The organism is Bacteroides sp. AF29-11 (assembly GCF_003602895.1).
GTDB lineage: Bacteria > Bacteroidota > Bacteroidia > Bacteroidales > Bacteroidaceae > Bacteroides > Bacteroides uniformis.
In genome coordinates, this window is sequence record NZ_QTLY01000004.1 from 315,866 (window position 1) to 327,461 (window position 11,596).

Consider the following 11,596-nt stretch of genomic DNA (forward strand, 5'->3'; position numbering starts at 1 on the left):
AGACGTCTTTTTATGAGAAACTTTTAAAACGAACTGTAATATGAAAAGGATATATATTGTAATGTTGTTTGCTGCTTTAGCAACCATAACTTATGCTCAGACGGATGATAAAGGTTATCAGGAGGGAGCTTGGGTATTGAAAGGAGTGACTGGTCTTAATATGTCACAGACTGCCATGGCCAACTGGTCGGCAGGAGGTGAGAATTCCATTGCTGGAAATGCCTACTTGAATGCATCACTGACACACAAGAAAGGAAACTGGCTCTGGGTCACCAACATGGTGCTGGACTATGGCTTGTCGAAAACCAAATCTCAGGGGATGAGGAAAAGTAGTGATAAAATAGGGCTTTCCACTCAGTTGGGATATTCTACAGACAACGTCTGGTTCTATACACTGATGGGTGATTTGAATACCCAGTTTGCCAAAGGATATGACTATCCCGACAAAGAGCACCAGATTTCCAATTTCTTTGCTCCTGCCTATTCGAATATCGCCCTGGGTATGGAATGGAGGCCTAAGAGTAACTATTCTCTACTGCTTTCACCCGTTTCCACCAAGATGACTTTCGTGACTGATGACTATCTTTCCGATTTGGGTGCTTTTGGTGTAGACCCGGGTGACCACTTCAAGATAGAGGGTGGCGCTTTTGTGAAAGCCCGTGCTGAATTGCCCGTGATGGAGAATGTGAATCTGATTACTACGGCTGATTTCTTTACTCCTTACAGCAAAGATTTTGGAAACATAGATGTGAATTGGGATGTACTTATCAGCATGAAAATCAATAAAGTATTGTCGGCTACCATCAATACAACTCTGAAGTATGACAATGATGTGAAAACGTTTGATGACAATGGAGTGAAGAAGGGCGCCAAGGTGCAGTTTAAGGAAGTGCTGGGAATTGGGCTGGCATATAATTTCTAATCCTTGAGGCTGATTGTTGAAATGAAAAAGTAAAGTCAAAACGTACTGACTGATTTGTAAAACGCGGATTACGCAGATTACATGGATTTATTAATTTATCCGCGTAATTTGCGTAATCCGCGCTTGATTTTTATGATATAGTAATTTACCGGTTTAGTTCCAGCATTTCCTCTATATACTCCCTCGTGTTGCTGAGCCGGGGCACCTTATGCTGTCCGCCGAGTTTCCCCTTGCTATCCAGCCAGTCATGGAAGAGGTTGGGACGGGCGACGATGATTTCCAGCGGTTGCAGCGCCAGGTTATTCTGCCTTTTAGCCTCGTAGTCGGAGTTCACCTCTTTCAGGGTATCGTCCAATACTTTGGCGAACTTCTCCAGGCTGTCCGGCATTTGTGCAAACTCTATCAGCCACTGGTGGCGGCATTTGGCATGCTTGTCCATAAACACGGGAGCAGCAGAGTAATCTACTACTTGTGCACCGGTCTCGGCACATGCCCTGGCAAGTCCTCTTTCCGCGTTATCCACAATCAGTTCTTCGCCGAACGCGTTGATAAAGTGCTTGGTACGTCCGGTGATGACGAACTTATAGGGGTTCTTCGATGTGAACTTCACCGTATCTCCAATCATATATCGCCACAAACCGGCAGAAGTGGAGATTACCATGGCGTAGTTTTTGTTCAGCTCCACCTCCTCGAGGCAGAAGGTACGCGGATTCTCCTTGCCTACATCTTCAAGCGGGATGAACTCGTAGAAGATACCGTAGTCAATCATCAGCAACATGGCAGGGTCGGCAGGGTCGTTCTGCGTGCCGAAGTAGCCTTCGGAGGCGTTATAAGTCTCTACATAATGCATCTTGCTGCTGCGGATCACGTCTTTGTATTGCTCGCGGTAGGGAGTGAAGGCAACGCCGCCGTGGAAGAACACCTCCAGGTTGGGCCATATCTCCTCAAGGCTCTGCTTTCCCGTCTTTTCCAATATATGTTTGATGAGTACAAGCATCCAGGACGGTACGCCGGAAAGGTTGCTGACATTTGCATGGATGGTTTCGCGGGCGATGGCCTCCATTTTGGGCTCGAAGTGCTCCATCAGGGCCGTCTGCTTGCTGGGTACGCGGACAAAGTTTACCAGTGGGTTGATATTTTCTATGAGGATGGCGGAGAGATCGCCTACAAGACTGTGGTTGGTGTTCAGGTTGGGAGCGTGGCTGCCTCCAAGGATAAGCCCTTTACCGGAAAAGAAACGACTTTCGGGATTCTGTCCCAGATAGATGGCAACGGCATCCCGGCCTCCCTTGTAATGCGTGTCGTGCAAGGACTCCCGGCTGACGGGCAGGAACTTACTCTTGTCGTTGGTGGTACCCGATGATTTGGCAAACCAACGTATTTCCGAAGGCCAAAGCAGATTTTGCTCACCGGCACGCAGGCGGGTTACATAAGGTTTTACTTCTTCGTAAGTTTGTATGGGAAGGCGCTTCTTGAAATCTTCATAAGTACGGATAGAGGCATAGTCATGCTTCTTTCCCCATTCCGTGTTTGCCGCTGTCCGGACGAGGCGCTGCAGTACAAGCTGTTGCAATTCACCGGCATGGCTGGTGTATTGTTCGATTTCTTTCAGACGGGGAGCAAAATATACCTTATTCAGAAACTTTGTAATATTCATCGTTCTTTGTGAAATCTTATTTTAAACCGCAAAAATAATCTTATTTATCGGCATCTCTATCTTTTTTCTCTTTTTTTTCTATCTTTACGGACCTATAGAACAATAATTCAAACAAAAATATCATGAGAATAGGTATTTTGACTTCAGGAGGCGACTGTCCCGGCATCAACGCTACCATTCGCGGTGTATGTAAAACAGCTATCAACCATTATGGAATGGAAGTAATTGGCATTCACAGCGGTTTTCAGGGGCTGCTGACCAAGGATGTGGAGTCGTTTACCGAAAAATCCTTATCCGGTTTGCTGAACTTGGGAGGTACGATGCTCGGTACTTCGCGCGAGAAGCCCTTTAAGAAGAACGGCGTGATGTCCGGCGTGGACAAACCGGCACTGATAGCGCGGAATATCGAAGAGATGGGGCTTGATTGTGTAGTCTGTATCGGCGGGAACGGTACGCAGAAGACAGCCGCCAAACTCTCTGCTATGGGGCTGAACATTGTGTCTGTACCTAAAACCATAGACAACGATATTTGGGGAACTGATTTCTCCTTCGGATTCGATTCTGCCGTCAGCATTGCTACGGATGCCATCGACCGGTTGCACAGCACGGCCAGCTCGCACAAACGGGTGATGGTGATTGAGGTGATGGGGCACAAGGCAGGTTGGATAGCCTTATACTCCGGTATGGCAGGCGGTGGTGACGTGATTCTGATTCCGGAGATTCCCTATAATATCCACCGTATCGGAGAAACGATTCTGAATCGGCTGAAGAAAGGAAAGCCTTACTCCATCGTGGTGGTAGCCGAAGGTATACAGACGGACGGGCGGAAGCGTGCCGCCGAGTATATCGCTCAGGAGATAGAGTATGAGACGGGTATCGAGACCCGTGAGACTGTGTTGGGTTATATTCAGCGGGGCGGCTCACCCACACCTTTTGACCGTAACCTTTCCACACGTATGGGCGGACATGCCACGGAACTGATTGCCAACGGGCAGTTCGGGCGGATGATTACCTTGAAGGGGAATGAAATAGCTTCTGCACCGCTGGAGGAGATTGCGGGCAAGTTGAAGCTGGTGACGGAAGACAATGACTTAGTTGTCCAGGGACGTCGGATGGGAATCTGTTTCGGCTAATTTTTCTTGTGGGGATTCTTCAACAGCTTCTGCCATGGGATTTTCTTCTGTGGAGGTTTCTGTTGCATGGTTTCGCTCCTTGGCTGCCTGGACTTCCTCCTTGAAAGCGGCATCCTTAATTTTTTTCAATGCCATCTGTGCCGCATTTTGTTGCGACTCCTTCTTGGAATAACCGGTGCCGGTACCTGCCGATATCCCTTCGATGCGGACTTCGGTGTGGAACATCGGATTGTATTCTTCGTCGAGAAACTGCTCGATAAGCTCGAATGACACCTCCATTTTGTTCTTCTGGCTCCATTCGATGAGTTTTGACTTGAAGTTGACCTCTTTGCGAGACATCTTGTCGAGGTCGATATAGTTTTTGAAAATCTTCTCTTCCATGAACTGCTTGCAGCGGTCGTAGCCCTGGTCCAGATAAATGGCGCCGATGAAGGCTTCGAATGCATTGCCGTACATGTAGCTGTTGTGGGATGAGGAGCGGGTGGAGTATTTCACCAGTTTGTCCAGTCCGATTTCCACGGCCAGTTTGTTGAGTGTTTCCCGCTGTACAATTTTGGAACGGGTATTGGTAAGGAAACCTTCGCGGCGTCCTTCGAAATGGCGGTAGACAATATCTCCTACAATGGCGTCGAGGATAGCATCGCCCAAGAATTCCAGCCGTTCGTTGTTGATGGGACGTCCTTTTTCGGAGCGCATGGAGATGGATTTATGCAGCAAAGCCTGCTGATAGACCTTGATGTCACGTGGAAAGAAGCCGAGAATTCTGTAAAAACAAAAATAAGACTCTCTATCCTTGCGGAACAAGAGCCTTATTTTATCTATTTGGTTACGTAACACGACCTTATTATTCTGCGTATTTCTTGAAAATGACACACGCATTATGACCACCGAATCCAAAAGTATTGGACAAAGCTACGTTCACTTCGCGCTTTTGTGCTTTGTTGAACGTGAAGTTCAGGTCATAGTCGATGTTTTCGTCGTTATCACCCTCTTCGTGGTTGATGGTCGGAGGAACAATGCCATTCTTGATGGCGAGGATGCTTGCAATGGATTCTACCGCACCGGCAGCGCCCAGCAAGTGGCCGGTCATGGATTTTGTCGAACTGATGTTCAACTCATACGCATGCTGTCCGAATACCTCTTTGATTGCTTTTGCTTCCGAAATATCACCTACGGGAGTAGATGTACCGTGAACATTGATATAATCTACTTCTTCGGGTTTCATTTCTGCATCTTCCAACGCATTCAGCATCACTAACTTGGCTCCCAAACCTTCGGGGTGAGAGGCTGTCAAGTGATGAGCGTCGGCAGACATTCCTACGCCGGCAACTTCCGCATAGATTTTGGCACCGCGTGCCTTGGCGTGTTCCAGTTCCTCGAGAACGAGACAACCGCCACCTTCACCCATGATGAATCCGTCACGGCTTGCGCTGAACGGACGGGATGCAGTTTCGGGAGAATCATTGCGGGTTGACAATGCATGCATGGCATTGAAACCACCTACACCGCAAGCGGCGATGGCAGCTTCCGAACCACCGGACACGATAACATTTGCCTTACCCAAACGGATGAGGTTAAACGCATCGGCAATGGCATTTGTGGAAGTGGCACATGCAGAACAAGTTGCGTAGTTGGGACCATGGAAACCATACATGATGGAAATTTGTCCGGCAGCAATGTCCGAAATCATCTTGGGGATGAAGAACGGATTGAATTTGGGGCCGTTTTCCTTACCGGTCAGGGCATAGTTGCCCGCCTCTTCTTCGAATGTACGGATGCCACCGATACCGGCGCCGAAGATGACACCGATTCTGTTTAAATCCTCATTTTCGACGTCAAGCCCAGAGTCACCTACCGCTTCTTTGGCTACTGCAATGGCATATTGTGTGTACAAGTCCATCTTGCGGGCCTCTTTGCGGTCTATATATTTGGTAGCATCGAAGCCTTTTACTTCGCATGCAAACTGAGTCTTGAAAAGCGATGCATCGAAATGAGTAATAGGTCCTGCTCCACTAACCCCATTCACAAGATTTTCCCAGAATTCGGGAACACTGTTGCCAATGGGAGTAATGGCGCCGAGACCTGTTACTACAACTCTTTTTAATTCCATGTTATAAACGAATGGATAAGATTACTTAGCGTGTTCTTCGATGTAAGATACAGCATCACCTACAGTACCAATCTTTTCAGCCTGGTCATCGGGAATAGAGATACCGAATTCCTTTTCGAATTCCATGATAAGTTCTACAGTGTCAAGAGAATCAGCTCCCAGGTCGTTAGTGAAGCTAGCTTCGTTAGTAACTTCTGATTCTTCTACGCCTAATTTATCGACGATAATCGCTTTCACTCTTGATGCAATTTCAGACATAACTTTAAGTTTTTAATTAATAATTAGTTTTATTTCTTTAAATTTGCGGTGCAAAGGAATGAATATTTATCATTCCTCGCAAATATTTGATGAATTAAATGCACCTTTTTGCACATTTTTCACGGTTTTGTGCAGTAATTGGAGGGATTATGGGAAAAAATATCGCAGTTTTAGCGTCGGGAAGTGGTACGAATGCCGAGAATATCATCCGTTATTTCCGGGAAAAAGGTTCGGCACGTGTGGCTCTGGTTTTGACTAACCGGCAGAATGCGTTTGTTTTAGAGCGTGCCAAGGGGCTGGGAGTGCCTTGTGTCTGGTTTGCCAAGAGCGATTGGGAAAGTGGAGAGCTTGTTTTGTCGACGCTTCGAGAACATGATATTGATTTTGTGGTATTGGCAGGATTCCTGGCACGTGTGCCGGACAATATTCTGCATGCTTATCCCAATAAAATGATAAATATACATCCTTCGTTGCTGCCCAAGTTCGGTGGAAAGGGAATGTACGGCGACCGTGTGCACGAGGCAGTGATTGCTTCCGGCGAAAAGGAAAGCGGTATTACCATCCATTATACGAATGAGCATTATGACGAAGGCGGCATTATCTGCCAGCAGAAATGCCCCGTATTGCCGGGCGATACGCCGGAGGAGCTGGCGCAACGCATCCACCGGCTGGAGTATGAATACTATCCGAAGGTGATAGAGGAGTTGGTGGAAGGTCTCTCTCCCAGTTATTTATAGAATCGGTTAAGGGAGAGGATGGCCTCGTTCAGCTTACGGTTGTCTATCTTGTAATTTTCCAGGGGATTCAATGCACTGTCGCTGATCTCTATATATCCGGAAGGGTGTTTTTCCAGAATAGTATGATTTTCTACGATAAAGGCATAATTGAGATTGTCGCCCACGATATGCCAGTTCCGTGGACAAGTATCGGTTATTAAATGCCCCATACTGTAATCGGAAGGCGGATTGGTTACACCCAGCACTTTATTCATTAGGGTTGGTGCAAAATCATAGTGCGTGGTACGGTGATGGTAGGTATGTGGCTGTTCTCCCGGTTCATATAATAGGAAGGGGATATGTGTTTGTACCGGTGAATAATTACTGCCGTGGCCCCAATAATTTTTATGATTCTCATTGAATTCTTGTCCATGGTCTCCGGTAATGATGACCAGGGTATTGTCTAGCAGTTTCTTTTCTTCAAGTTTGTGGAGGACGCATCCCACCAGTGAGTCGGCTTCCGCCACGCAGTTGTAGTAGAGGTTCAGGAAAGGAGTAGGGTCTATGTCGTTGTTCAGTTTCATATAGTCGGCGAACTCCCAGGACGGTTGGAAACGATAAAGCTTGTCCTTCGGCACTTCATATCCGTGTGCCAAATCATAGAAGAGAAAGGAAAAGAAAGGTTTTGTACCGCTGCCCAGCGTATCGAGTGCTTGCAGATAATCTGCTGTAATACGGCAGTCGCGGTCATAAACGGTTTTTCCTTCGGTATGGGTACGCAAGTCGGGTACCTTTGAGAAAAGTATTTTGGCAAATGGCGGGTTGACGATTGTAGCACTGGGATAAATACCTATCTGATAATTCTGCTTCAATAGTTCTTCTATGAGCAGGGGCTGTATGCCCGATACCTCAAAATCAGTCCAGTAGATGGATGAGAGACTGAAGAAAAGCCCGAAGATACTTCCACGTGTGCCATTGCTGCTGCTTAGATGGGAGGTGAATCTGCTGCAACTGTCGGCAAAGTGGCTGATATGAGGTGTAATGTCCTGGTTAAAGGCGCGGTAGTTCCATGAGTCTATGGCTATCAGCACTACATTCTTGGGGTTGGAATGGACTTCGTATTTCAAAGAATCTATCGGATAGTTGAGGTCAGCAGACTGCTTCTTGTTGTTGAAGTTCATTTTAATGACATCCTTGGATGAGACCACTCCTAACTTCATCATCAGGCGGGTTGCCGTAAGCGGGAAGTAATAGGGCAGGCAGGGGGCGCTGCGAATCACTGAAGTCTTTTGCACTACGGCGGCATAGGCATGATAAAAGTTAGAGAATAGTGCAAACAAAATCAGAGTGGCAAGTACAGGACGGAAGCCACAGCGGTGAAAGCGGGTATAACAATGGCCTGCAAGTATTCTTAGCAAAGTATTGGCGGCAAATATACCCACTAATACTCCTGCAATCTTCAGATAAAGCCAGAAGCTGAATGTGAAAATCTCACTGTTGCCCTCTCCAACCAGGAGATTCAGTACAAAACCATTGATATGGAACTTGTAAAGACTGTACACACTGCCGTCTATGTAAGCAAGTATATTGAGTAATGATACAAGAATAATGTGTGTGATGGCGGCGGCTTGATGGCGCCGGACGGTAATGGCTACGATTAAGGATATGATGTAAGGAATAAGTGCCCACAAGGCGGCATGTGAGCAAGCGGCCGTTATATAAAACATCCAGCCTCCCACGTCCATCATGGCGAGCCGGGGACTGTGAATCAGATAAAACAGAAATTGTATGGCAATCGTCAGAGTTGAAATTGCATAAAAAATAAATCCTTCACTGAGTGATTTCTCTAACTGTATTTTTTGCATTGATATTGTAATGTTTTGCCTATAGTTTCCTCTGATTCGGCATTGATAGTAAAGGCGTGAGGAACTTATATAGTGACGTCTTTTGTATTATCGGGCTGTATCTCTAAATGTATGTGCTACTTTGGGATATAAGTGTAAGCATCTTTTTCTCTTCGTAGCGGGTAGTCTCCCCGCAATTTTTCAAATTGTTCGGGATGTGTTTTCAGTGCTTCGCTGTCCCTTCTCGGGTCATACATTTGCAGATATGCTTCTGCCAGGTTGTCGGCGGTAATAATCGGGTTCCGGGGTTGGGGGGGAGCGATGCGGTAGTCGGCTTTGATGTGAAAGAAACGGCAAAGGGCATCCAGGGACATACGGGTGGCATTGGCTTTTCCGTCGGCTGAATAACCGGCTATATGGGGAGTTCCAAGGAACACTCTATTTAATAAGGTAAGATTGATATCAGGCTCATTCTCCCATACATCAATGATGGCATCGGAAATCAGTCCGTCTTCTAAGGCATTCAGGAGCGCATTGGTTTCAATCACCTCTCCACGTGAGGTATTGATAATGACGGGACAGCGTTTTAATGACCGGAAGAAAGTATGGTCTGCCAAATGGAATGTTTTGTATGGCCCTTCCTTATATAAAGGTACGTGGAAGGTGAGGATATCACATTCTGCTGCGAGTGCTTGCAAGGAACTGAAATCGCTCTCTCCTTCCTTGTCTTGCCGGGGCAGGTCATTCTTCAGGACACGCATGCCTAGTTCTTGCCCTACTTGGGCTATTTTGCTACCCACATTGCCTACGCCGATGATGCCTAATGTCAATTCGGACAGTTGTACTCCTTTGAGTTGTTGCAATAATAGTAAGGCTGATTGCACGTATTGAGCTACGGATGCTGAATTGCATCCGGGGGCATTGGTCCAAGCGATGCCTGCTTCACGGCAATATTCCGTATCTATATGGTCGAAGCCTATGGTGGCGGTAGCAATGAAGCGGACTTTACTGCCTTCCAGCAATTCCTTGTTGCAGCGGGTGCGGGTACGTATAATCAGTGCATCGGCATCTTTTACCAACTCCGGAGTGAAGTCTCTGCCGGGAGTATAAATCACGCTGTCGGCTATTTTTTCGATGGCTTCTTTAATGAAAGGTATTTTGTTGTCAACAATGACTCTCATAATGCTGCTGTTCTTTTCGACGATTTTCCATCGTGCGAAGATACGACTAATCCGTCAAAGTGGCTAAGTAATGCCCGGAAAATAATTTGACTCTTTCCGTTTTTAAGTTTGCATTTCTGCCCTCACCGCTCTCACTCTTTTCTTCAACTTCCCTATTCATCGGCATTGCAGGGGTGGGTGAGAGCAATCGAAAAGGGTGAGGGTAAATTTTGCTCTCACCCGTGTTTTCTTCCGTTCCGCATCCTTCTTTCTTCTGTTGCATCCTTTTCATTCTTTCGTTTTACTTTTGGATTCTTCAGCAGCCCACGTTAGTGAGCCGTGATGTTCACTTGAGTGAACTAAACAGCTCACTAGTGTGGTTGAATTGGTTCATAACAGTGGGCCGATGATGAATAAAGTAGTTTTCGGGAAGGAGATAAGGTGTTTGAAGGATAAAACAATGAGCTAGTACGGATTGGGCAATGGGGATGTGCCCGATTCCGTACTTGGTTTTTGTAACAGACAGCAAGTGATTGCTCATCTTTATTTTATGTTTTATAGGTGAATTTGTGTTTTTGTCAAAAAAGGAAAGCGAAATAGACTGCTATATGAGGATTATCTTGTACATTTGCAGCTGAAACTTTTTAGAGATGAGAATAGGATACGACGGAAAACGGGCTGTGCAGAATTTTACGGGATTGGGCAATTACAGCCGGTATGTGGTGCAGTCATTGTCAGCCTTTGCTCCGGAAAACGAGTATTGGTTGTATGCTCCGGTACACCGTGAAAATCAGCAACTCTCGTCGATGGTGGCTGAAAGCCGGGGAACGGTATCGGTACATTATCCATCTTATTGGCTCTGGAGAGGAATGACTTCGTTGTGGCGCGTGGGAGGTATACGCAGGACTTTGAAACGGGACAACATACAGCTGTTCCACGGACTGAGTAACGAACTTCCCTTGACCATCCATCGGGTACGGGAAGTAAAGAGTGTGGTGACTGTTCACGACCTTATTTTCCTGAGACTTTCACATTGTTTTTCGTTGGTCGACCGCTTGATTTATAACTACAAATGCCGCTATGCATGCAAGCATGCAGACCACATCATTGCCGTGAGTGAGTGTACCAAGCGTGACATCATACATTATTATGGAATTCCTGCGGATAAAATTTCCGTTATTTACCAAGGGTGTAGTTCTCTGTATGCCTGCCGTATCGGTAAGGATAAGCGCAAGGAGGTGATGCGGAGTTATCGGTTGCCCGAACGCTATATCTTGTCGGTGGGCACCATTGAGGAGCGTAAAAATGCGCTGGCCATTGTGAAGGCTTTGGAGTATCTGCCCGATGAACTGCATTTTGTTCTGGTAGGGAGACCCACAGCCTATATCCATCAGCTGAAAGAGTTTATGACAAAAGCCGGATTGCAAGACAGAGTACATTTTCTGCATGGTATCCCTTCGGACGATTTACCTGCCATTTATCAGTCGGCCGAGACTTTTGTATACCCATCCGTTTACGAAGGTTTTGGCATCCCTATTCTTGAGGCTTTGCATTCCGGCATTCCGGTGGTAGCAGCAACCGGCTCTTGTCTTGAAGAAGCGGGGGGGGAGCATTCATTGTATGTGCGTCCCCATGATGTGGAGGGATTGGCGGCAGCGATTGCCCGTACACAAGAGCCTTCTTTGCGTGCCACCATGATTGAGGAGGGGCTGAAGTGGGCACAGCGTTTCACGGAGGAGCAGATGGCGCGTGAGACGATGGAGTGTTATCGGAAAGTATTAACAAAAGAAACCTAA

The 11,596-nt window shown here is 46.7% G+C and carries 11 protein-coding genes; 4 read left to right on the forward strand and 7 right to left on the reverse strand.

What is annotated here, in order from left to right; genetic code table 11:
• Positions 1-40 precede the first annotated feature (40 nt).
• Complete coding sequence (locus tag DWZ03_RS08810) at positions 41-922, forward strand: DUF3078 domain-containing protein (RefSeq protein ID WP_005825995.1); 882 nt, start codon at positions 41-43, stop codon at positions 920-922.
• Positions 923-1,067: 145 nt separating this feature from the next.
• Here the strand turns inward: DWZ03_RS08810 and DWZ03_RS08815 are convergent, their stop codons facing one another.
• Positions 1,068-2,579, reverse strand: coding sequence for a GH3 auxin-responsive promoter family protein (locus tag DWZ03_RS08815; RefSeq protein WP_005833815.1), 1,512 nt, complete (start codon positions 2,577-2,579; stop codon positions 1,068-1,070).
• Positions 2,580-2,701: 122 nt separating this feature from the next.
• Here DWZ03_RS08815 and DWZ03_RS08820 point away from each other — a divergent pair, with 122 nt between their 5' ends.
• Positions 2,702-3,712 (forward strand): ATP-dependent 6-phosphofructokinase, encoded by a 1,011-nt coding sequence (locus DWZ03_RS08820; protein WP_005833813.1) that lies wholly within the window; start codon positions 2,702-2,704, stop codon positions 3,710-3,712.
• Here DWZ03_RS08820 and rnc read toward each other — a convergent pair.
• The 3 genes from rnc to DWZ03_RS08835 are packed head-to-tail and all read right to left on the reverse strand — an operon-like array spanning position 3,671 to position 6,080.
• Positions 3,671-4,549: a ribonuclease III gene (gene rnc / locus DWZ03_RS08825; protein ID WP_172679983.1), complete on the reverse strand. Its 879-nt coding sequence runs from the start codon at positions 4,547-4,549 to the stop codon at positions 3,671-3,673. The genes DWZ03_RS08820 and rnc overlap by 42 nt on opposite strands.
• 7 nt (positions 4,550-4,556) lie before the next feature.
• Positions 4,557-5,822 carry a beta-ketoacyl-ACP synthase II gene (gene fabF, locus DWZ03_RS08830; RefSeq protein ID WP_005825984.1) on the reverse strand — a complete coding sequence of 422 codons (1,266 nt, stop codon included), beginning with the start codon at positions 5,820-5,822 and terminating at the stop codon, positions 4,557-4,559.
• A 21-nt stretch (positions 5,823-5,843) separates the two neighbouring features.
• The gene (locus DWZ03_RS08835; protein WP_004291965.1) at positions 5,844-6,080 is read right to left on the reverse strand and encodes an acyl carrier protein; all 237 of its coding nucleotides are present in this window, start codon (positions 6,078-6,080) and stop codon (positions 5,844-5,846) included.
• Positions 6,081-6,229: 149 nt separating this feature from the next.
• Here DWZ03_RS08835 and purN point away from each other — a divergent pair, with 149 nt between their 5' ends.
• Positions 6,230-6,817 (forward strand): phosphoribosylglycinamide formyltransferase, encoded by a 588-nt coding sequence (purN, locus tag DWZ03_RS08840; protein WP_016272085.1) that lies wholly within the window; start codon positions 6,230-6,232, stop codon positions 6,815-6,817.
• On the opposite strand, the gene DWZ03_RS08845 is transcribed toward purN, so the two are convergent.
• From DWZ03_RS08845 to DWZ03_RS08855, 3 genes are all read right to left on the reverse strand, one after another.
• Positions 6,808-8,661: a sulfatase-like hydrolase/transferase gene (locus DWZ03_RS08845; RefSeq protein WP_057259202.1), complete on the reverse strand. Its 1,854-nt coding sequence runs from the start codon at positions 8,659-8,661 to the stop codon at positions 6,808-6,810. The two genes, purN and DWZ03_RS08845, sit on opposite strands and share 10 nt — an antisense overlap.
• 116 nt (positions 8,662-8,777) lie before the next feature.
• Complete coding sequence (gene pdxB, locus DWZ03_RS08850; RefSeq protein WP_022401860.1) at positions 8,778-9,821, reverse strand: 4-phosphoerythronate dehydrogenase PdxB; 1,044 nt, start codon at positions 9,819-9,821, stop codon at positions 8,778-8,780.
• Positions 9,822-9,867: 46 nt separating this feature from the next.
• Positions 9,868-10,083 (reverse strand): hypothetical protein, encoded by a 216-nt coding sequence (locus DWZ03_RS08855; RefSeq protein ID WP_044467390.1) that lies wholly within the window; start codon positions 10,081-10,083, stop codon positions 9,868-9,870.
• A 367-nt stretch (positions 10,084-10,450) separates the two neighbouring features.
• Here DWZ03_RS08855 and DWZ03_RS08860 point away from each other — a divergent pair, with 367 nt between their 5' ends.
• A complete protein-coding gene (locus DWZ03_RS08860) occupies positions 10,451-11,596 on the forward strand; it encodes a glycosyltransferase family 4 protein (protein ID WP_120129663.1) in 1,146 nt (381 codons plus the stop codon).